We start from the raw sequence: 22345 nt of genomic DNA, 5'->3' as shown, positions 1-22345 counted from the left end.
CTTTGCCATATGAATTTCATATGGAATGTGATTGAAGACGCGGAACGGGAGGCTGTAATAACATGGATATCCGCCAATTGAAATATTTCCTGGCGATTGCCGAGGAAGGTCAAATCACCTCAGCCGCCAGGAAGCTGCAAATGGCCCAGCCGCCGCTCAGCCAGCAGCTTAAGCTGCTGGAGGAGGAGCTAGGGGTCAAGCTGGTTGAACGCGGTCCGCGCAGCATCCAGTTAACCGATGCGGGGATTATTTTGCGTAACCGGGCACAGCAAATTCTTGAATTAACGGATTCGACCACGAGAGAAATCAATGATTTTGCCAAAGGACTGAAGGGCAGTCTCTCAATCGGCACCGTCTCCTCTTCCGGAGCGACCCTGCTGCATGACCGGCTGGGCGAATTCCACAAGAACTATCTGGGCGTTACTTTTGAAATTCATGAAGGCAATACATTTATGATCATCGATCTGCTGAACAAAGGCATCGTCGAAATCGGCATTATCCGCACCCCTTTTAATTCCAGCAATCTTGAATGTCTGTATCTCAATTCTGAGCCGATGATTGCTGTGATGACCCCTGATTATGACTGGAATTCAAGCGAAGCGGCTATTTCACTCGGAGAGCTTCAACATAAGCCGCTTATCATTTACCGCCGGTTTGAGCAGCTTATTCGTGAGACCTGCCTGGAGCATGGCTTTGAACCGCAAATTTTCTGCATGAACGATGATGCGCGGACCACCCTGCTCTGGGCCAACGCCGGACTTGGCATCGGAATTATTCCCAAATCTGCTTTTGAGCTGGCGAATCACGGCAATCTGATCTATAAGGAGATCCGGTGTGAAGAGCTGCATACCCGTGTAGCCGCCGTCTGGATCAAGGACAAGTATTTGTCGTCGCTGGCTACCAAGTTTATCGAGACCTTCCGGGCACGCTGAACCCTGAACATAACATTCCCGCTCGCGGCAGCAGTGCAGTTATCCGGCCCGGACATTCTGGAGGATGTCCAATTTCTGCTTCCTTCATCCTGTCCTTCATCCTGTCCTTCAGGCCGCTCCACCCTGCATCACGCTGGCAGAATCCGGGATTCTGACGTTTCACACCGCATGGACTAAATGTTGTACTTCTTACAACTTGGCTACCTCGATACCTGGGTGTTCAGACAGATTGTTGTATGAAATACAAGAATTGTCCCGCTAATCCGCCCGGTGGAGCATAAATGCTTCCTTTTATACAACAATCTTGAATTATATCCGGGATTATAGTGGAATTGTTGTATTTTGGGCAGGATTTTATAAGTGATAGTTTTAAGTTCCGCTTATTTAAAACTAATCAATCCGGAGGAGTGAAGCTAATGCTTCCCACAAAGAGATCATTAGTCACAGCGGTTATTTCCACTGTAATATTTTACTCTTCAGGAATTGCAGCTGGAGATATTTCAGAATTGAGTAGTAAGGAAGAAGGAGTAATAACCGCTCACGACACAGAACGATTGAAATCATTGGGAATACAACTTAATCCGCCAACATCAAGTAATATGGTAATTACAAAGAAACAAGCTATTTCCTTAGCGCACACGAGTGCACCAAAATTTGCTTCCGAAGCCCCTGAGGTAATTATAGAATATCAGCTGCTAACCTATCCATATTTGACTGCATTCTCAGAACAGGCGCTGAATAAGAATGCAAACCTTAGAGCAGATGGTTATTTAAACAACACACCCGTTTATATCGTGACCTTCAAAGGGATTCATGGTACCGGCCATGCTGCAAGAGGGCAAAAGGTGCCTACGTATAACGAATTCAATGTTGTAATCGATGCCAGCAGCGGTGAAACATTATTTTCATTTACTTACCAATAAAAACACCCCGCACTGGTCTGCACCAGTAGCGGGGTATTCTTGTATCGCAGGTCCTCTGGCCGGCGCGAACGCCGGTTTAGACCATGATTTTGCAAATATCGTTCGTGAACTGCACCGGATCGTTAACCTGCAGACCTTCGATCAAGAGCGCCTGGTTATACAAGAGGTTAGTGTAAAGACCCAGCTTCTCCTTGTCGCCTTCGGCAGCAGCCTTCAGCGATTTGAAGACATCATGGTGAATGTTGATTTCCAGCACCTTGTCCGCTTGTACATCCTGGCCGCCGTTAGGCATAGCCTTGAGGATTTTCTCCATCTCGATCGTCAGCTCGCCTTCTGTAGACAGGCAGACCGGATGGGATTTCAGCCGCTTGGATGCTTTGACTGCCTTCACTTTGCCGGACAGGATGCCTTGCATCGCTTCGAACAATCCCTTGTTCTCATTCTCTTCCGCTTCAGAAGGCTTGTCCTCGGCGCTTTCTTCGATCCCCAAGTCACCGCTGGAGACGTTCTTGAATTCCTTCTCTTTGTAGGACATGATCATCTTGATTGCGAATTCATCGATATCGTCGGTGAAGTAGAGGATCTCATACCCCTTGTCCAGCACCATTTCCGTCTGTGGCAGCTTCTCGATGCGTTCCACCGATTCACCGGAGGCATAGTAGATAAACTTCTGGTCTTCCGGCATTCTTTCCACATATTCAGCCAGCGTAACCAGCTTCTTCTCCTTGGAGGAGTGGAACATCAGGAGGTCCTGCAGCGTTTCTTTTTCCATACCATAGTCGTTATAGACCCCGAACTTCAGCTGTCTGCCAAAAGATTTGTAGAACGTCTCATATTTCTCACGCTCATCCTTCAGCAGGCTCAGAAGCTGGCTCTTGATCTTGCTCTTAATGTTCTTCGCAATCAGCGTCAGCTGGCGGTCATGCTGCAGCAGCTCACGGGAGATGTTCAGCGACAGATCCTCGGAATCCACCATCCCCTTGACGAAGCTGAAGTAGTCCGGCAGCAGATCTCCGCATTTGTTCATAATCAGCACGCCGTTGGAGTAGAGCTCCAGGCCTTTTTCATATTCCTTGGTGTAGTAGTCGAACGGCGTATTCTCCGGAATGAACAGGATTGCGTTATAGACCACAGCGCCGTCGGCACTGATATGAATATGCTTCAGCGGCTTGTCGAAACCGTAGCGTTTCTCTGCATAGAAGTTGTTGTAGTCTTCTTCCGTCAGCTCGTTTTTGTTCTTGCGCCAGATCGGCACCATGCTGTTCACGGTCTGCTCTTCAATAACATCGACGAATTCATTCTCGGCGTCCTCTTTAGGCTGTCTGCCGGTAATGTCCATCTTGATCGGGAAACGGATGAAGTCCGAATATTTCTTGATGATCGACTTCAGACGGTACTCTTCCAGGAACTCATCGTAGTTATCGTCTTCGGTGTTCTCTTTGATCTTCAGCGTAATTTCGGTTCCGACCGCATCCTTCTCACAAGGCTCAATCGTGTAACCGTCCGCACCCTGGGATTCCCATTTGAACGCCTGGTCGCTGCCCAGCGCTTTACTGATCACTGTAACATCGTCAGCCACCATGAATGCGGAATAGAAACCTACCCCGAATTGTCCGATGATGTTGTGTCCGTCCTTGGCTTCATTATCCTTCTTAAAAGCAAACGAGCCGCTGTTCGCGATAATCCCCAGATTGTTCTCCAGCTCTTCCTGCGTCATCCCGATTCCGGTATCGGAAATGGTTAACGTACGGCTTGCCTTATCGGCGGTCACTTTAATGTAGTAATCCTCTTTATTGAACACCAGGCCTTCGTCGGCCAGTGCTTTGTAATAGATTTTGTCGATGGCATCGCTTGCATTCGAAATCAGTTCCCGCAGAAAAATCTCCCGCTGTGTATAGATGGAGTTAATCATCATTTCCAGCAGTCTTTTGGATTCGGCTTTAAACTCTTTTTTGGCCATGAATAAATAAATCTCCTTTCAAAAATAACCTTCGGATTGCGGATCATCGTTTAGCACTCCACTCACCTGAGTGCTAACACTACCTTTTATATACCATATTCTCGTTTTTGATGTCAATATCTTGCTGCATACAGAGGTCCGCTCAAAAAAGAAATGAATTCTATTTTAGTCCATGTTAGCATTCGAAATGTACTCATTACAGCGAAAGAAAGGACAATGAAACGATGAAAATCCAGCTCGAAACGCTTCCTGCAACACGCATTGCTTATGTGCGCAGGGCAGGTCCCTATGGTCCCGGTAACAGTAAGGCTATGGAGGCCTTAAAGGAATGGGCGCAGGCACACCAGCTGCTTACCGGATCAGCCATCCTCTTCGGGATTCCCCAGGACAACCCCGACACCACCCTGCCTGAACATTGCAGATATGATGCCTGTATCAGCGTGCTTGAGAATGCCCCAGCGGATAAGTCTATTAACTACGGTGAAATCCCCGGCGGTACCTATGCGGTTGTTACTATACAACATACGGCTGAGGCAGTTCAAAAAGCATGGACGGAGATCCTCCCCGCCCTCTACGTCAGCGGACATCAGCTCGATAACCAGCGCCCGGTTATGGAGAGATATACAGGTGATATGATCAGCAATCATCTTTGCCAGTTATGTTTTCCTGTGCACTAATTTAGAAGCCGAGTTTTCCGCCATGGTAGCAGTAATAGGATCGTGCGTTAAGAGCTTGTAACCGGTTCAGCGACTGCTCTGCACTCTCCAGGTCGAAACAATACTGCGGATTCGCGACAGCCAGTTCATTCTCCTCGCTCACTGCCGCGTCACCTGTAATAACACTGCTTAGCTCAGGAAAATACAAAGAAATATGACCAGACGTATGCCCCGGGGTGGCAAGGACCTGACACTTACCATCCAGAATACACTGGCCCTCCCGGACCGTCTGATTCACCGGAACATGCCGCAAATTCTTCAATAGCTGTACAAACTCTTCACCGGACGCCTGCTCTTCTTCAGGCATCTCCACTAGCAGAGCTTCTGCTTGGACCAGACGCTCAGATTTCACCAAGCCTGAGATCGATGGGGTCTCCACTTCGCTCGCCATGACCGTAACTGACGGGTATTTCTCCACGAACTCGTACAAGGCGCCGATATGGTCATCGTCGTAATGGGTGATAATGATATTTTTCAAATTCAGGGGGTCGTACCCCAGCTTCAGGATCTCCTTCTCTATCAAAGGCATGAAAGCGGGATAACCGGTATCGACCAGGGTTAACTCTTCCCCGGATACAATGAGGCTCGGGTAAATGTAATATGGCTGTCCTTCATACTCAAACTGAATAGGTAGCTCAATGATGTTCATATGATCCTCCGCGTGTCTATATTAGAACATTACATACTGGGTTGACTCAGCCTTCCACCCTCACAGTATAGCGGCTTTAGCCTTCGCATCCTCCCGCAGCATCTGGATCAGTGACTGGAGCGGCAGCGACTTCCACTTCTTCGGATGGAGCAGGAGCTGCAGATCGAAATGAATCTCCGGATGGGCAAAAGACAGCTCGGCAAGATTCCCCCGCTCGATCTCCTCCTCAGCCACAATTCTCGGCAGCAGCGCGATACCCAGACCGTTCCGCACACAGCGCTTGATCGCTTCCAGATTCGACAGCTCAAAACCGATACGGAATACAATCCCGTGCTCCCGGAGCAGGTTCTCGAACAAGCTGCGGTAGATACAGCTCTCCTCGGAGACGATCAGCTCGCAGTTGTTGAGATCCTGGAGCGTCACCTGCGTCAGGCTTGCCAGCGGATGACTGGCAGGGGCCACGAGGACGAGCGGCTCTTCCCGGATGATTGTACGCTCAAGCAGGGTATCCGCTGTGCTGCGGTCCAGGAGGAGGCCGATATCGACCTCGCCGTCCCTGATTTTGGAGACCAGATTGGCCTCCTGCTCCGTTTGCAGATGAATGTTCAGTCCGGGGAACATGGTCCGCAGCTGCTGCAGGAACGGCGGCAAATAAAAGGCGGCAAGTGAATCAATCGTCCCGATCGTCAGCGTCCCGCCAATCTGCTGGGCGATCGTTTCTTTGGAGCGGTCGTACAGATCAAGAATCTCCACGAATAGCTTCAGCAGCTCTTCCCCCGGAGGAGTCAGGCGCAAGGCACGGCCATGCCGCTCTATCAGCGGTACGCCGTATTCCTTCTCGATCTTCTGAATCTGCATCGTTACACTGGACTGGGCATAGCCCAGTTCTTCAGCCGCACGGGTGAAGCTCTGCCGCTTCGCGACCTCACGGAAGGTCCGCATATAGGTTAAGTCCATATCATCACCCTAACATCAATATTATTGATAACCTTCATCATTTATTATAGCTAACGACGATGCAATAATCCATGGTACAGTAGGATAAAAGGATTTTACAATTTTGGAGGACGATATTCATGTTAACAGAAGAACAGATTTATGGAATCTATGTTCCCGTGGTAACCCCGTTCCATGCCGCCGGCGAGATTGATCTGGAGTCGTATCAGCGGTATGTGAACAACATCATCAAGAACAGTATTCATGGTCTGGTCGTTAATGGAACCACTGGAGAATCGCCGACAGTCAACATACAGGAATTGCAGACACTCGTGGATGCATCGCGTGAGCTTTTGAAATCCAGTCCGATCCCGCTTGTGGTGGGTACAGGTACGAACGACACCGCCTCTACCGTAGCCCGCACAGAGCTTGCCGCGAACTCAGGTGCCGATGCCGCACTGGTTGTTGTCCCTTATTACAGCCGTCCTTCACAGGAAGGCATTATCGCCCATTTCCGCAAGGCGGCTGAGGTCGGTCTCCCGGTCATCGCCTATGATATTCCCGGCCGCGCCGGAGTCGGTATGTCCGTAGACACCGCCCGTACGATCCTGGAGATGAACAATGTTGTCGGGTTAAAAGACTGCTCCGGCTCTCCGGTTCTGGTCTCCGAGCTGTCCCGCCACGGCTCCAAGCCCGTGCTCTGCGGCGATGACTTGAACTTCTTCGATATGCTGGGCTGCGGAGCCGCCGGTGGTATGCTGGCCTCGGCCAATGTACATACCGCCTCCTATCTCAGCATCTACGAGCAGTACAGAGCCGGCCAGGTTGAGGCCGCCCGGGCTGCTTTTGATCAGCTCGTGCCGCTGATGAAGCTGCTGTTCAAGGAATCCAACCCGGCGCCGATCAAATGGCTGCTCAGTGCACGCGGCGAGATCTCCTCCGACACGCTCCGCCTGCCGATGACCTCCATCAGCGCTGCGCTGCGCGAAGAGCTGGGTGCTTATCTCGCCGGGTAACTTCTTCTGCTCATTATGGTAACGATAAAGGCAACATCGGCGAAACCGCCGCTTCTCAGTCAGGGACTGGAAAGCGGCGGTTTTTGCGTGCTCTTCTACTAATAATGATTGACGAGTAAGTAATGTTTTACGAGACGCTTCCTTACAATTTCTCAATACGCAATTGGTGAAGGGAGTATGGCTAAAGTATGCAGAAAACCACGAACGGTAGAGTTAACGAACCCATTGTATGCGATAAACCGAGTACATTGCGTCACCGTAAAGCTTAACGAACCCATTGTATACGATAAACCGAATACATTACGCGTCCGCAGAGGTATACGAACCCATTGTATACGATAAACCGAATACATTACGCATCCGCAAAGGTATACGAGCCGATTGTATGCGATAATCCGAGTACATTGCGCATCCGCAAAGGTTTTACCTCAAATCAAATAAAACAGCCTCCCAAGGGAAGGCTGCAGTTTATCTTTACATTATTCATCTCAAAGAGTTATTGAGATCTGCCTGCTTTGGCCGCAGGACGGTTGCCAGGTCTATTGCCGGACTGGCTGGAACGGCCGTATTGGCCTCCAGCCGGCTTGTTGCTCTGGTTGCCGCCTGGACGGGCGGCAGATCTTTCGCCCGGCCGGCTGCCGGAGCCTGCTCTATTGCCGGACTCGCCAGCAGGCCGGCTGCTGCCTGCTCCGCTGCCTGCATAGCCACTGCCCGACGCGCTTTTCGCTCCACTGCCTGCATAGCTACTGCCCGACGCGCTTTTCGCTCCGCCGTTACCGCCGCCCTGCTTGCCTTGCGAGAACCATTCCGATTTCGGCTTGCGTGCCGGATTCGTTTTGGCTTTCTGCGACGGTTTGGCCGGTGCTTTGCCTGGACGGTCTGCCAGCAATGCCAGATTGCTCTTGGACATCGGATAAGCATGATCCTTCACTTCCGGAATCACCTTGCCGATCAGCTTCTGGATATCCTTCAGATATGGAATTTCCTCAGCTTCGCACAGCGAGATGGCAACTCCGCTCATTCCCGCACGGCCGGTCCGGCCAATACGGTGAACATAGGTTTCCGGAATATTCGGCAGGTTGAAGTTGATGACATGGGACAGCTCATCAATATCAATTCCGCGGGCGGCGATATCTGTAGCCACCAGCACACGTGTCGCGCCACTCTTGAAGTTTCTCAGCGCATTCTGGCGGTCATTCTGCGATTTGTTGCCGTGAATGGCCTGAGCGGTAATATTGATCCGGGTCAGATCGCGGGTTACCCGGTCAGCTCCACGTTTGGTGCGGGTGAAGACGAGCGCGGACACGATCGAAGGATCCTGCAGCAGACGGTTCAGCTGATTCTGCTTATTGCCGTTCTCCAGCAAATAAATCGATTGCTCGATTCTGTCTACGGTCGAAGATACCGGAGTAATCTCAATTTTCACCGGGTCCACCAGCAATGTCTTCACCAGCTGAGAGATCTCTGCCGGCATCGTTGCCGAGAAGAACAGCGTTTGCTTCTTGGCTGGCATCTTGGCAATAATCCGCTTCACGTCATGAATGAAGCCCATGTCCAGCATGCGGTCCGCTTCATCCAGCACGAGAATCTGCACATGCTGCAGATCCACATGTCTCTGGCTGATCAGATCGATCAGTCTGCCCGGTGTAGCAATCAGAATATCTGCGCCCTGGCTAAGCGCTCGTTCCTGGGCCTTCTGGGATACCCCTCCGACAATCGCTGTCGAGCGGATCGTTGTGAACTTGCTGTACGCCTGAATATTCTCGGAGATCTGCAGAGCTAGCTCTCTGGTCGGGGTCAGAATCAGGGAACGGATACGTTTCGCTCCGCCGGTTCTGGCCGGCTGCTGACTGAGCAGCTGAATAATCGGCAATGAAAAAGCTGCGGTTTTCCCGGTACCCGTCTGGGCGCAGCCCAGAATATCTCTGCCGGCCAAGGCCGCAGGGATGGATTCCTCCTGAATTGGAGTCGGGGATGTATAGTTTTCCAGGCTCAGTGCCTTGAGAATCGGGGGAATCAAGTTCAAATCGTTAAATGTCATTTTATCTCCTTAATTTTGAGTACATATATTAGCAAGCCATTAATCACTGTATATATCATCTGCGGCGTCTCCACATAGCGCTCGTCAAAGTCATAACACATAATGATAACACGTTTAGCCATTAAAAAGAAGCGATACTTTCATCGCTCCTCTTCAAAACCAATATTTATCTGTTACAACCGGACTTTTTTCAGCTGTTCTTTAATGCTTTTCACCGGGTCGCCGAGGAATATCCGGGTGTAGTGTATCTCACTCCCTTTATTCGACAAAAGCACAAAAAAAGCAGAGGATTTCTCCCCTGCCCGTTGCCTTGCAATAATATTATAAGACTAATCTACGATTTCTGCAGTATCGCCGTTATTGGCACCTGCAGCGTTAGCTTCGTCGGTGTCGATATGCATATCAAGCTTGAAATTGTCGGATACACGGGCGATTACGTTCTCCAGCACCAGGCCGCGTTCGCCGCCAAGGCGTACCTTCAGGAGCTGCTTGTCGGCAATGCCCCAAGCTTCTGCTTCAGAAGTGTGGAAGTGGATGTGACGGGCTGCCACAATGACACCTGTCTCCAGTTCAACTTCACCGGCTGGACCTTTGATAGTAATGCCTGGTGTTCCTTCAATATGGCCGGATTCACGTACAGGTGCCTTCACGCCGAGGCTGAATGCGTCTGTGCGCGATACTTCCAGCTGGGAAGCCGGACGGGCCGGGCCGAGAATTCTCACTTTGTCGAACTTACCTTTGGTACCGATTACTGCTACTTGCTCATTTGCTGCGAATTGTCCTGGTTGGGAAAGGGGTTTGAACTCAGTCAATTGGTAACCTGCGCCAAACAATGCTTCCACATGCTCCTGCGTAAGGTGAATATGTCGGGCCGACACACCTACGGATACAGTCTTGCTCATTTTTAAGTCACTCCTTGTATTTTCTCTAGTATCTGTACAAGCCACTGAACATTATACATCTTATTACCCATAAAAAAAAAGACCCTCATCACAATGAGCGCCTTTTTTTCGACATTTTACGATCCGATAAACGGATTGTCATAGTTTTGCCATTTTATAACCCCTCTGGTGGGGACAGCGGATTCGATCCCGCAGAAGAAGGCAGATGCGTTCTTAGGAAAGTCAGCGCATTCCCGCTCAACCAGCCTTTCACCTCATCCTCGGGATAGTACCTCAGCAGCAAGTCGGTAAACTCCGCATATTTGCCCGGATGCTCAAGGCCCTCGACCCACATCTCAATGCCGTCAAAATCTGAGCCGAACATGAGCTGCTTCGAGCCTCCCAGCGCGCAGACATGTTCAATATGCCTCCGCATATCATCAATTTTCGCCCTTCCCCCGTCACGTACAAACCAGGGGACAAAGGTTAATCCCATCCGCCCGTCCACCGCAATCAGCGCCTGGATCTGCCCGTCGCTCAAATTGCGGGGATGGCCGCAGATGGCCGCGCTATTGGAATGTGAAGCTATGAACGGGCGTTTACTACGTTCCGCCAGCTCCCAGAAGCCTGCCGGTGCCAGATGGGACACATCCAGCAGCATGCCGCTTCCATTGCACCACTCGATCAGCTGCCTCCCCTTCTCCGTGAAACCGCCGTTGCGCTGCTCCAGCACACCATCCGCAGCCCAGTTAGCGTAATTCCAGGTTACCCCCAGAAAACGTACTCCCAGCTCAAAGCACAGCTGTGCATAGAACAGATTGCCCTCCAGACCGTCCACGCCCTCCAGAGAGAGCATCCCGAAGGCAGGACCTGTAAGTATCTGTTCATCTGCCTCTTCCTTCCAGCGGAGCCACTGCAGGCCCCCTGGGCCAACTACCTTCTGCCGGAATAATTCAATTTGCCCGAGAACATCCTCAAACTTCGCTCTCCCGCGGTCCGCCGACAAATAAACCGCAAAAACCTGAAGTTCGACATTCCCCTCCACCAGCCGCTCCGCTGTCACGTCCAGACGGGGGTCATTCTTGAAATCTATCTCCGGACTGGCCTGTAGCTTGCTTAAGGCATCGCAGTGGAAATCCGCCACTCTCAGCTTCTTGACACTCACTGTAAAGATCATCTCCCTTCTCTTGAAGAACAGAATAACGGTGGAATCTCTTATTTATAAGTGTATGCCACAGCATCAGGGATGAGACGGGACAGTAAGTGGAAGCGGCTACAAAGCATATACATTCTTATATCAAAATAACCCCACAAAGTGGGGCACCCCAAAAATACAAAAACCTGTTTACAGTGTAAACAGGCTCAATCTAAAAAGGTCATATAATTATCTGGGTTCAACAATAAGTTTGATCGCCGTCCGGTCTTCCCCATCAATCACTATATCCGTAAAAGCCGGGATACAGATCAAGTCGACTCCGCTAGGTGCGACAAATCCCCGGGCGATGGCAACTGCTTTGACTGCCTGGTTCAGTGCTCCTGCTCCAATAGCTTGTAGCTCGGCCGATCCACGTTCGCGAAGAACACCTGCTAGTGCGCCAGCAACGGAATTTGGATTGGATTTAGCTGATACTTTTAATACATCCATAGTAAGTACCTCCCCTGGGAAAATGATGGTGTTCTTCTTCCACTACAGTAGATGTTATTCGCGAGAGAAGATTTAATTCCTTCTTTTTGCGGACCTCTCTGGAGAAATTAGTTCAAAAGATACTCTTTTTCGATATAATAAATATCACACTTTACCCAAAACAAGCGACTTTTCCCGAAAACCCTGATTCTTTGTAAATCCTCTAGCTCATCACCCATTCATCTTCACGCAGCCGGATCTTCTCCAGTCGTGTCGCCTTACCCGTAGCTTCATCAAGTTCTGCAAATAAACCGTGCAGCTGCCATTTGCCTTCGTCGACTACAAACCGGGAGGGAAGCTGAGTTGTAAATTTATAGATGATCGCATCCTTTTCCATACCCAGAATTCCTTCTCTTGAACCAACCATGCCCGCATCTGTCAAATAAGCCGTGCCTCCAGGCAGGATCACATCGTCATTGCTCTGTACATGAGTGTGCGTGCCTACAACGATTGAGGCGAGGCCATCCATGAAATAGCCCATTGCTATTTTTTCGGAGGTGGCTTCAGCATGGAAATCAACCAGAATACATTTATGCTCTCTGCGCAGCTCTTCCACAATCTCCTCGCCAATGCGGAAAGGATCATCAATCGCCGGAAGGAAGGTGCGGCCCTGCAGGTTCACAATTGCCAGCTGTTTGCCGTTGCCTTTAACGACTGTGTACCCTCTGCCCGGAGTGCCCGGCGGAAAATTAGCCGGACGGATGATCCGCGGCTCGTCATCAATGAACTCAAAGATATCCTTGTTGTCCCAGGTGTGATTGCCCATCGTAATCCCGTGCACACCCCAGTTGAAAAATTCATTGGCTATAGCCGCTGTGATCCCTCTTCCGGCTGCTGCATTCTCACCATTGGCAATAATAATATGCGGCTGATATTTACTTTTCAGAGATGGCAGCATTTCACGCAGTGCCTTTCTGCCCGTATTGCCAACGATGTCACCGATAAATAAAACTTTAATGATTTTCTCCTCCTAAAAGTTTAGTAAGCATCAGCTTCTTGGATTTTCACTTCGTACAAAACTCGCATCGAAAGCATACTCTTAAGTTTTGTAAGCATCAGCTTTTGGAATACTCCTCGTACAAAACTTATTTATAAGTTTAATTTCACCGATTCTGCATGGTTCCAAACTCAGGGCTTACCCGCCTGACTATGGTTCAACTCATGCGTCCGCTAGCGGTATGCAAGAAAAAAGGCCCCGCAGGGGGGCCGATTTCCTTGCTTATTTAGCGTATTCTACAGCACGTGTCTCACGAATAACGGTAACCTTGATATGACCCGGATAATCCAGCTCACTCTCAATCATCTTCGTAATGTCACGGGCCAGACGGAAAGCTTCCGCATCATCAATCTTCTCAGGCTGTACCATTACGCGGACCTCGCGGCCTGCTTGTATAGCATAGGATTTCTCAACGCCTTCGAAGGACTCGGAGATCTCCTCCAGCTTCTCCAGACGTTTGATGTACGTTTCCAGGGTTTCGCGGCGTGCGCCGGGACGTGCAGCCGACAATGCATCAGCAGCTCCGACCAGCATAGCAATCACCGAGGTAGCTTCGACATCTCCATGATGGGACGCGATACTGTTGATAACCACCGGATGTTCTTTGTACTTTTTCGCCAGTTCGACGCCGATTTCAACATGCGAGCCTTCTACTTCATGATCAAGCGCTTTGCCGATATCATGCAGCAGTCCGGCACGTTTTGCAAGCACGATGTCTTCCCCAAGCTCACCGGCCATAAGTCCAGTCAAATAAGCAACCTCCATGGAGTGCTTAAGTACGTTTTGACCGTAGCTCGTACGGAATTTCAGACGGCCCAGAATTTTGATCAGATCCGGATGCAGACCATGAACGCCAACCTCGAAGGTAGCTTGTTCACCGTATTCACGAATCCGCTCATCCACTTCTTTGCGGGATTTCTCCACCATTTCTTCAATCCGTGCCGGATGGATACGTCCATCAGCCACCAGTTTCTCAAGTGCTGTACGGGCCACCTCACGGCGGATCGGATCAAATCCTGACAGTATAACCGCTTCCGGCGTATCATCAATAATGAGATCAATCCCCGTAAGAGTTTCCAGGGCGCGGATGTTACGGCCTTCGCGGCCAATAATCCGGCCTTTCATCTCTTCATTCGGCAATGTAACAACAGAAACCGTGGTTTCTGCCACATGATCAGCTGCACAGCGTTGAATAGCCAGTGTAATAATCTCGCGGGCTTTCTTGTCCGCTTCTTCCTTGGCCTGCTGTTCTATTTCCTTAATCATCTGAGCAGTTTCATGGCGAACTTCCTGTTCTACATTGCTGAGAATGATACTTCTGGCATCATCGATGCTCAGATTGGAGATACGTTCCAGCTCAGTAACTTGATTCTTGTAAATAACATCAATCTGCTGTTGGGTTTCATCAATTCGTTTCTCTTTGTTAGCTACTTGTTCTTCTTTTCGTTCAAGCGATTCCATTTTTTTATCCAGCGATTCTTCCTTTTGCAGCAAACGTCTCTCTTGCCGTTGGATTTCATTCCGACGTTCACGAGTTTCTTTCTCAGCTTCGGTACGGATTCTATGAACTTCGTCCTTAGCCTCGAGTACCGTTTCCTTCTTCAGCGCCTCCGCCTCTTTCTTCGCGTTCTCCACGATGACTACGGCTTCTTTCTCTGCGCTTGAAATCTTAGCTTCTGCAAGGGATTTACGAATAAAATAACCGAATCCAAAGAATGCTGCAGCTACAACGAGAACGATAATGACCCAGATCACTGTTTCCATCTGTTCACCTCCTCGTTGATATCCTCCAAGGCTTACCCTTGGGTATTTGTGCAGTTGTTAAACTATCCGTTCATCACCATACAAAAAACCGGTAATACACCGATTGCCATACTGCACATGCTGCACATGCACACTGCCCGCCTTATCCGGCGATTACATTTCATATGAGTTGTACGCGAACCGGATCATAAGAGTCTGCTTTTTGGGAAGGAAAAAGGATTCTTAGTTTATGCCGATTCATGTTATATTTTATTATTTATAAAAAGACATTGTCAAGAGAGTCGATAAACGCATTAAAGTCAAGAGAATCAATCCAGATCGAAAATCTCCTCTTCTTCCCCCGCAGAATCCTCTTCCGCACGTAGAATCTGGATCACCTGGCGTACCATTTCACCGGAGAATCCTCTGCGCATCAGAAAGGCTCCCGTCTTGCGCCGCTTCTCATTTATATCTCCCCGGAGCAAATTCCATTTCTTCCGCCCGGTCTGCAGTGCGCTCTCCATTTCCTGCTCAGGGGTGATCTGATCCAGTGCTTCAGAGATCAGCGATTTATCAATCCCCTTCTCGCGAAGCTCCTGGCGGATCCACATTTTGCCCTTACGCTGGTTCGTTATGCGCTGTTCCGCCCACTGCTTGGCATACAGGGGGTCATCCAGAAGCCGCTCCTCCTGCAGCCGCAGCAGAACTTCGGCAATAACAGTCTCCCCTATTTCCTTCTCCCGTAAACGGCGGGCCATTTCCTGTGCCGTTCTGGGCTTGCGTTCCAGGTATTTCAGACCTTCTACATAGGCCCGCTGGCGTTCATCGGCAGCAACAATTTCCTCCAGATCCGCCTTCACAAACGAGCTTCCGGAAATCATCCGGTATTTAATCATGACATCTTCATGAACAGTCACGTTATAGGCACCGAAATGAATCAAATAACGGTAGTTCGACTTCTTCAGACGCTCTACACGCGTAATTACCAGTTCCTCATCTTCGGGAAAATCGGCCAGAATCTGTACATCCTGTTCATCCGGCTCAGAATCCAATTGTATCACCATAACTGTCACTCACCTCGTTAACATAGACATAATGCCCGATTAATTTACGAAAAAGCGCCCTGCTCATTCATCACAGGGCGCCTTATATCTTATCTTCATTATTATAATTAAATTGCTAAGGACCTGCAGCTTACATTATTCAATCTCAAGCAACAATTTCTCTTCTTCCTCTTGCTCTGCAACCACATCAGCTTCTGTTGGTGCAGCTACCAGAGTAGATAAGTTACTTGCTTCGCGGATCTTATTCTCAATCAACAGAGCAATATCCTGATGTTCTTTCAGGAACTGCTTAGAGTTCTCACGGCCTTGGCCAAGACGCTCGCCCTCATAAGAATACCAGGCGCCGCTCTTGTTGACGATATCCATCTCAGTACCGATATCCACAAGGCTTCCCTCTCTGGAAATTCCTTCGCCGTACATGATATCCACATCCGCTTGCTTAAACGGAGGCGCTACCTTGTTCTTCACGACTTTGATCTTGGTGCGGTTACCCACAACATCGTTCCCCATCTTAATGCTCTCTACCCGGCGTACATCGAGACGAACGGAGGAGTAGAATTTCAGAGCGCGTCCACCCGGAGTGGTCTCAGGGTTACCAAACATAACTCCGATCTTCTCACGAAGCTGGTTAATGAAGATGGCAATCGTGTTGGATTTGTTAATGGCACCCGAAAGCTTACGCAATGCCTGGGACATCAGACGGGCCTGCAAACCTACGTGGGAATCTCCCATGTCGCCTTCGATTTCGGCCTTCGGTACCAATGCTGCAACGGAGTCCACAACGATGATGTCTACAGCTCCACTGCGAACGAGAGCTTCAGCAATTTCCAGTGCCTGTTCGCCCGTATCCGGCTGGGATAGCAGCAATTCATCAATGTTAACGCCAAGCGCATTCGCATACTTAGGGTCAAGGGCATGCTCCGCATCGATGAAAGCAGCTTGTCCGCCAAGCTTCTGTACTTCTGCGATAGCATGAAGTGCAACGGTCGTCTTACCGGATGATTCCGGTCCGTATACTTCAATAATGCGTCCTTTGGGAAGTCCGCCAATACCTAGTGCAATATCAAGTGCCAAAGATCCGCTAGGTACAACTTCCACTTTCATGTGAGTGGATTCTCCCAGTTTCATGATCGAACCTTTACCGAATTGTTTTTCTATTTGACGAAGCGCCATATCAAGCGCTGCACGACGATCTGACAATCAGACCACTTCCTTCACTGTTTATAGTATTATAATAACGTGTTTTGGAGGTCTTGCCAAGCTTTTTTTCGAACATACATTCGTTTTTTTTGTCTCCCGGGTTAATACTCCCTTTTATTGTAAGCCTCCTTCCGGATGATAGACACACAAGCTTAATCCTCAAAAGGTCTCACGCGGTGGATCATAGAGGTCACGCCAGCGGGGAATATAAACAAAGAACCGCAGCAGAGAATTTCTATGCCACGGTTCTTCCGTATGAACAAATTATATACCGGCCCGGTTGATTATTGCAAGGCCGATCCTTCAAGCGGGGTTGCCACCTTGCGTTCCTCCAGCCGGCGCCAGAGGCGGTACAGCAAAGCCTTGACTGTACGCAGGCGGATATTCTCGCGGGTTCCCTTGAGATTCAGCTCGTATACCTCCGTCTTCCGGCCGCGTTCGGCCAGTCCGACGAACACAAGCCCCACAGGCTTCCGTTCGGAATAGCCCGGCCCGGCTACACCGGTAACAGACAAGCCAAAGTCACTATCCCCGATCATCCGCACCTGCTCTGCCAGCACTTCGGCTACCTCACGGCTGACCGCACCGGGTGCATCAGGACCCTCCAGCATAGCTGCAGGCACATTCAGCAGCTTCTTCTTCAAATCGTTCGAATAACAGACGATTCCACCGGCGAACATGGATGCACTGCCCGGGATGTTCGTAATGCTCTCCATCAGCAGTCCGCCCGTGCAGCTCTCAGCAGCACTAAGCGTCAGGCCTGCATCCGCCATCCAGTCGACAATCAGCTGTTCCAGCGGCACATCAATATTGGCATACAGATTCTCCGGCAGAATATCGGCAATCTTCTTCTCCAGCACATCAAGCTTAACCATAGCCTCACGCTCAGACGGAGCTTTGGTGGAAATACGCACTGTCACTTCGCCTTCCTTGGCGTAAGGAGCAATCGTAGGATCGCTCTGGCCGCGGATCAGGTCAATCAGCTTGTCCTCCAGCAATGATTCGCCAATGCCTGCAAACTTAAGCATCTTGGAGTAGATCGGCATTTCGCTGGTCAGTGCATGCTGCTGCAGCCAAGGCTTGGCTTTATCTGTGAACATCGGCTTCATCTCCCGGGGAGGACCCGGCAGTACGATGTAATACTTGTTATCTTCTGCAAAAGCAATACCTACCGCAAGGCCGATTTCATTAGACAACGGTGTCGTTCCTTCAATCACCAGCGCCTGCTTGCGGTTATTCTCGGTCATGACAATCTTGCGGTCATCGAAGAAGCGCTGCACATGATCCATAGCAAGCTGGTCGATATGAAGGGTACGGCCAAGCGCAGCAGCAAGTGCATCTTTGGTCAGATCATCCTCCGTCGGTCCGATTCCGCCGGTGAACAATATAATATCCGCACGGTTCCGTGCAATCTCAATTGCTTCCAGAAGACGGTTCTTGTTGTCCCCGACTACGGTCTGAAAATATACATCAATCCCTAACGCAGCCAGCTCTATTGAAAGAAACTGGGCATTGCTGTTAACTATCTGTCCAAGCAAAAGTTCTGTTCCAACGGCAATAATTTCCGCTTTCATAGCTGGCGTTCTCCTCCTGATTGTAGAAATCATGCAAAATTCAAGCAGCTTGGCAAACTTCAGGCATTATGAAGCTGCAGCAAGTCCTTGTTCTTCACGAAATAATCAATACCCGAATAGATGGTGATAATCGCTGCAGCCCAAATCGCAATATCATCCACCGGGATGCTGACGAACTGGAACGGGAAATTGTTAAGCAGAAGCAGCGAAATCGCGACAATCTGAGTGACTGTCTTTATCTTGCCCCATTTGCTCGCGGCCACTACTTTACCTTCAAGCAATGCCACCTGGCGCAGGCCGGTCACAGCAAATTCACGGCTGATGATGACAATGGCAATCCAGGAATCACATCTTCCCAGCTCTACCAGCGAGATCAATACTGCAGAGACCAGCAGCTTGTCTGCAAGCGGGTCCAGCAGTTTGCCGAGATTGGTGACCATGTTATACTTTCTGGCTATGTACCCGTCTATTCCATCTGTACTGGCGGCAAGCAGGAAAATAACAGCTGCAATCAAATGATTAATTGAAAGCTGAAATGAGCCCCAATGTATCGGTTCCGGATAGAAGCTGAAATCCACCAGCAGAAAAAACATCATAATCGGGATAAGACAAATACGTGCTAGCGTGATGCGGTTGGGCAAATTCACTGAAGTTCCTCCCCTGATCCATACGAATCCGATATTCCACAATTTTCTTCAAAACTGCTTTAGCTAGTATATTATAGCCATAAATAAGTGTCAAAAAAACATAAAACACCCCGCAAAGTAAGGTGCGTATACACTGCGGGGTACGTAAGCTTACTTTAAATTGTTAAACTGCAGATCGAGCGGCAAATCAGCTTTGCGCAGGAGCTGGATAATTTGCTGGAGGTCATCGCGGCTTTTACCGGTAACACGGATCTGATCCCCTTGAATGGTGCTCTTCACCTTTAGTTTGGAGTCACGGATCAAGATATTAATCTTCTTCGCGTTCTCCTGATCAATTCCCTGCTTCAGGCCCAGACGCTGGCGTACAGTGCCCAGTGAGGCGGGTTCTACTTTGCCAAAATCCATATTTTTCAGTGTAATTCCTCGCTTAACCATTTTCGACTGCAGGATATCAATAACCGCATTTAGCTTGTATTCATCCTCTGAAGCGATGATCAGCGCATCTTTTTCCAGCTTTAGACTGCTTTTGCTGTTCTTGAAATCGAAGCGGTTATCAATTTCCTTCTCCGTCTGATGGACCGCATTGGTCAATTCCTGCATATCCATTTTGGATACAATGTCGAATGAACTTTCCGAACTCATGATTCCACGTCCTTTGCTTACATTTAGTCTGTTCCTATTATATGAGAAAGGGACTCCTAAGTCTAATACTGGAAAGAAAAGCACCACAGGCATTACAAAACAACCCCACAAAGTGGGGCCCTGGCTTCCAGAGATAGAACGTAAAAGAGATAGAGCGTATAACTATGTATTAAGGATTACATTATAAAAAACACGTCTCCCGAAGCAAACTCCGGGAGACGCTCACATCCAGGTATTATCTGCTGCGTGCAGGAGCCCGGAACATATCCAGAATCCCGAGCACAATATGTGCCAGTCCGAAGCCCAGAATACCATAGCCCCAGGCACTCGGTGTCAGATAATAACCGAGGAGACTGACAATAATGCCAAGTCCTGTTACGATCCAGCTGACGGTCATGAGAGAATACACCTCACTTTGGAGTAAGAACTGTAAATCATTCCTAGGTTCTCCAATCCGCCGAAACCTATACATTGGATTTGCTATTCGGTTGTGGCACTCTCACCGTCAGAAGCAGCATTAGCTGCATCATCAGTGCCGGAGGCAGAAGTTCCGTCATCCAGCTCCAGGAGCAGCCGGGACGATGTTTTGCCATCGGTAATAACTTGTCCGTTTACTGAAATTGTGGTAGCCGGGGAGTAGCCGGATTTGATGTACATTCCTGCACTTCCGAGCGTAAAGCTCATATTATCGCCAGCCTTAGTGTTCCCGAAGCTTAGCTTCTCCCCCTTGGAGTTCTCGCCCTGGTAGACTTCAAGCCAGCTGACTCCCGTCGCGGCAATCTCTACCTGAACCGAGCTTCCCGCAGGTGCCGTAACCTTATAGATTGTCGTTTTGCCCGACTTGCGGTCCTCTGTAACCGTTATGGACTGCGTGGACGGAGTCGGGGAAGGCACCGGAGTAGCAGTTGGTGCAACAGTCGCATTTGCTCCAGTATCCGTAGTAGCTGTAGCTGCTGCACCGCCGCCGGCCGCTGTGGCTGAAGGCTGAACCTTCGCCGGATCTTGCGTAGCGGCAGTCAAACTCCCCGAATCCGTTTTGTCCGCCTCTTCTTTATTCATCGTTGAAGATGCATACAGATAGATGACCACAAGGATTAAGACAGGAAAGGTCCACATCAGCAAGGTAGGCAGCCACTTGGCATTCCGTTCGGTTTCAGGCTTGCGGCTCCGCTTCTGGATCACTGTCTCCATGGTGGTATCGACGGGAGCCGCAGGCACATTGCCGTGCTCCTCCATCAGTTCATCCGGGTTTACCCCGACCGCTTCAGCATAGGTTTTGATAAAGGCCCGGACATAGAAACTTCCCGGAAGCACTTTATAATCACCTGCTTCGATGGCTTCCAAATATTTTTTGCGGATCTTTGTTACTTCCTGGACATCATCAAGACTCATCCCTTTTTGCAGACGCGCCTCCTTCAAATGCCGGCCCAGTTCCGACATACCATCACCCCCTAAAAATATAGTATATATTAAAGATCATCACTGTAGCTTGTCGTAAACGACTCGTACAATATCTCTTCGTTCGGCGTATTGCGCAGCTCGATAATGATATCGAAATCATCAAAGGTGTATTCGGATTCCCGCACAAAAATATCCGGATGCTCAATCACCTTGGTGCTCGGCATGCTCATGACATTCTGCAGCAGGTTGTAATGCTTCTCATTTGAACGGATGGTACTTACGATTCCGTCAATGATAAATACATTGTTCGGGTTCAGCTCATCATCCGCCAATTGGCTCCGTACCGTCTGTCGCAGCAGCGTAGACGAGACAAAAGTCCAGCGCTTCATGGCGCATACACTGCCGGCAATAATAGATTCTGTCTTGCCTACACGCGGCATGCCTCGTAGACCTATAACCTGATTCCCTTCCCGCTTAAACAATTCACCGAGGAAATCCACCAGCAGTCCGAGCTCATCGCGGGTGAAGCGGAAGGTCTTGCGGTCATCCGAATCGCGGTCAATATATCGTCCATGACGGACGGCAAGCTTATCCACAAGGCGCGGAGAACGCAGTGCCGTTACCGTTATATTATCAACTTTTTTGAGCATTTCGCCCATCAGCATGATCTTCTCATCGTCACTGGTTTCCAGCAACATCCCGCGGGTTTTGCCTTCAACACCGTTAATGGTCAGGATATTAACTTCCAGCATTCCCAGCATTGAAGCGATATCTCCAAGGAGACCGGGTCTGTTCTTATGTATCTTGTACTCCATATACCACTGTTTATATTCCACTTTAGCGCACCTCATAGATTCCTTTTCCCTGCATGTCACTTTCGCTACACGGGTCATGTTAATGATATATAAAAAAATTTTGAAAGGCAAGGACACTGTTGTAATAATTGCAGAAAAGCTCCCGCAAGGGGAGCTTCTTCCGCATGCTTATGCGTTTTTCTTTGCCAGTTTGACCATGAGTCCAGCAATGGTATGCTTCTCATCATCCGTTCCGACATCCCAGAGCTCTTTGATGGCCCGGTTGGAATAGTTGCCCGGATCGACCTTCTTATCGAGGAATTCCCCGATTTCAAAAGCCAGCTTGGTGATGGTCTCGTCGCTCATCCCCATTTTTTCGGCCTGAATGACCCGGTCTCCCAGAAAGCTTTTCCAGGTATCAAAGTTCTTCACTACGGAATCTGTTGACATCTTAAATCCTCCTCAAGTTGTAATGATATTGAGATTTAAAAGCAACAGTTATAATATGTCTCAAGCCGGAAGTTCTTATGCTGGAGCATTTCTCC

General features: G+C 49.4%; 22 protein-coding genes. 4 read left to right on the top strand and 18 right to left on the bottom strand.

Annotated features, from left to right (window positions below; all coding sequences use genetic code 11):
• Window positions 1-62: 62 nt before the first annotated feature.
• Entirely contained in the window at window positions 63-932 is an 870-nt protein-coding gene (locus NSQ73_RS12465; protein WP_340986654.1) for a LysR family transcriptional regulator, read from the top strand.
• A gap of 416 nt (window positions 933-1348) precedes the next feature.
• On the top strand, window positions 1349-1855 hold the full coding sequence (locus NSQ73_RS12460; protein WP_340986652.1) for a hypothetical protein: 507 nt from the start codon (window positions 1349-1351) through the stop codon (window positions 1853-1855).
• A gap of 76 nt (window positions 1856-1931) precedes the next feature.
• On the opposite strand, the gene htpG is transcribed toward NSQ73_RS12460, so the two are convergent.
• Entirely contained in the window at window positions 1932-3815 is a 1884-nt protein-coding gene (gene htpG, locus NSQ73_RS12455) for a molecular chaperone HtpG (RefSeq protein WP_042138064.1), read from the bottom strand.
• Between the two features lie 224 nt (window positions 3816-4039).
• Here htpG and NSQ73_RS12450 point away from each other — a divergent pair, with 224 nt between their 5' ends.
• Entirely contained in the window at window positions 4040-4492 is a 453-nt protein-coding gene (locus NSQ73_RS12450; RefSeq protein ID WP_340986650.1) for an AraC family transcriptional regulator, read from the top strand.
• A 1-nt stretch (window position 4493) separates the two neighbouring features.
• On the opposite strand, the gene NSQ73_RS12445 is transcribed toward NSQ73_RS12450, so the two are convergent.
• Both NSQ73_RS12445 and NSQ73_RS12440 read right to left on the bottom strand, forming a co-directional pair.
• On the bottom strand, window positions 4494-5180 hold the full coding sequence (locus NSQ73_RS12445; RefSeq protein WP_340986649.1) for an MBL fold metallo-hydrolase: 687 nt from the start codon (window positions 5178-5180) through the stop codon (window positions 4494-4496).
• Window positions 5181-5240: 60 nt separating this feature from the next.
• Window positions 5241-6137: a LysR family transcriptional regulator gene (locus tag NSQ73_RS12440; protein ID WP_340986647.1), complete on the bottom strand. Its 897-nt coding sequence runs from the start codon at window positions 6135-6137 to the stop codon at window positions 5241-5243.
• A 119-nt stretch (window positions 6138-6256) separates the two neighbouring features.
• Here NSQ73_RS12440 and dapA point away from each other — a divergent pair, with 119 nt between their 5' ends.
• A complete protein-coding gene (dapA, locus tag NSQ73_RS12435) occupies window positions 6257-7132 on the top strand; it encodes a 4-hydroxy-tetrahydrodipicolinate synthase (protein WP_340986645.1) in 876 nt (291 codons plus the stop codon).
• A 496-nt stretch (window positions 7133-7628) separates the two neighbouring features.
• Here dapA and NSQ73_RS12430 read toward each other — a convergent pair whose 3' ends face one another.
• The 15 genes from NSQ73_RS12430 to NSQ73_RS12360 all read right to left on the bottom strand — a co-directional run bounded on the left by NSQ73_RS12430 (window position 7629) and on the right by NSQ73_RS12360 (window position 22250).
• A complete protein-coding gene (locus NSQ73_RS12430) occupies window positions 7629-9173 on the bottom strand; it encodes a DEAD/DEAH box helicase (RefSeq protein ID WP_340986643.1) in 1545 nt (514 codons plus the stop codon).
• Window positions 9174-9502: 329 nt separating this feature from the next.
• Window positions 9503-10075: a phosphate propanoyltransferase gene (pduL, locus tag NSQ73_RS12425; protein ID WP_039294751.1), complete on the bottom strand. Its 573-nt coding sequence runs from the start codon at window positions 10073-10075 to the stop codon at window positions 9503-9505.
• A gap of 154 nt (window positions 10076-10229) precedes the next feature.
• Window positions 10230-11231 (bottom strand): dipeptidase, encoded by a 1002-nt coding sequence (locus NSQ73_RS12420; RefSeq protein ID WP_340986641.1) that lies wholly within the window; start codon window positions 11229-11231, stop codon window positions 10230-10232.
• A 207-nt stretch (window positions 11232-11438) separates the two neighbouring features.
• Window positions 11439-11699, bottom strand: coding sequence for a stage V sporulation protein S (locus tag NSQ73_RS12415; RefSeq protein WP_019910496.1), 261 nt, complete (start codon window positions 11697-11699; stop codon window positions 11439-11441).
• Between the two features lie 202 nt (window positions 11700-11901).
• The gene (locus tag NSQ73_RS12410) at window positions 11902-12696 is read right to left on the bottom strand and encodes a TIGR00282 family metallophosphoesterase (protein ID WP_039294761.1); all 795 of its coding nucleotides are present in this window, start codon (window positions 12694-12696) and stop codon (window positions 11902-11904) included.
• A 261-nt stretch (window positions 12697-12957) separates the two neighbouring features.
• Entirely contained in the window at window positions 12958-14499 is a 1542-nt protein-coding gene (rny, locus tag NSQ73_RS12405; RefSeq protein ID WP_039294762.1) for a ribonuclease Y, read from the bottom strand.
• 308 nt (window positions 14500-14807) lie between these two features.
• The gene (locus NSQ73_RS12400) at window positions 14808-15542 is read right to left on the bottom strand and encodes a regulatory protein RecX (RefSeq protein WP_076246899.1); all 735 of its coding nucleotides are present in this window, start codon (window positions 15540-15542) and stop codon (window positions 14808-14810) included.
• Window positions 15543-15677: 135 nt separating this feature from the next.
• Window positions 15678-16742, bottom strand: coding sequence for a recombinase RecA (gene recA / locus NSQ73_RS12395; protein WP_042138075.1), 1065 nt, complete (start codon window positions 16740-16742; stop codon window positions 15678-15680).
• A gap of 284 nt (window positions 16743-17026) precedes the next feature.
• Window positions 17027-18316 carry a competence/damage-inducible protein A gene (locus tag NSQ73_RS12390; protein ID WP_042138077.1) on the bottom strand — a complete coding sequence of 430 codons (1290 nt, stop codon included), beginning with the start codon at window positions 18314-18316 and terminating at the stop codon, window positions 17027-17029.
• Between the two features lie 59 nt (window positions 18317-18375).
• A complete protein-coding gene (gene pgsA / locus NSQ73_RS12385; RefSeq protein WP_039294770.1) occupies window positions 18376-18963 on the bottom strand; it encodes a CDP-diacylglycerol--glycerol-3-phosphate 3-phosphatidyltransferase in 588 nt (195 codons plus the stop codon).
• A 150-nt stretch (window positions 18964-19113) separates the two neighbouring features.
• Window positions 19114-19605, bottom strand: a complete 492-nt coding sequence (locus tag NSQ73_RS12380) for a YajQ family cyclic di-GMP-binding protein (RefSeq protein WP_042138080.1) — start codon at window positions 19603-19605, stop codon at window positions 19114-19116.
• A gap of 235 nt (window positions 19606-19840) precedes the next feature.
• Window positions 19841-20002 (bottom strand): hypothetical protein, encoded by a 162-nt coding sequence (locus tag NSQ73_RS12375; RefSeq protein ID WP_167347618.1) that lies wholly within the window; start codon window positions 20000-20002, stop codon window positions 19841-19843.
• 83 nt (window positions 20003-20085) lie between these two features.
• Window positions 20086-21045: a RodZ domain-containing protein gene (locus tag NSQ73_RS12370; RefSeq protein ID WP_340986639.1), complete on the bottom strand. Its 960-nt coding sequence runs from the start codon at window positions 21043-21045 to the stop codon at window positions 20086-20088.
• A 29-nt stretch (window positions 21046-21074) separates the two neighbouring features.
• Window positions 21075-21842, bottom strand: coding sequence for a DUF3388 domain-containing protein (locus NSQ73_RS12365; protein WP_042138084.1), 768 nt, complete (start codon window positions 21840-21842; stop codon window positions 21075-21077).
• 147 nt (window positions 21843-21989) lie between these two features.
• Window positions 21990-22250, bottom strand: coding sequence for a DUF3243 domain-containing protein (locus NSQ73_RS12360; protein ID WP_036692667.1), 261 nt, complete (start codon window positions 22248-22250; stop codon window positions 21990-21992).
• Between the last annotated feature and the right edge of the window lie 95 nt (window positions 22251-22345).

Source organism: Paenibacillus sp. FSL R10-2736, from assembly GCF_038000245.1.
GTDB classification, from domain to species: domain Bacteria; phylum Bacillota; class Bacilli; order Paenibacillales; family Paenibacillaceae; genus Paenibacillus_AQ; species Paenibacillus_AQ phytohabitans.
Note: the sequence above shows the minus strand (reverse complement) of the source record. Positions and strands in the feature narration are given on the sequence as shown.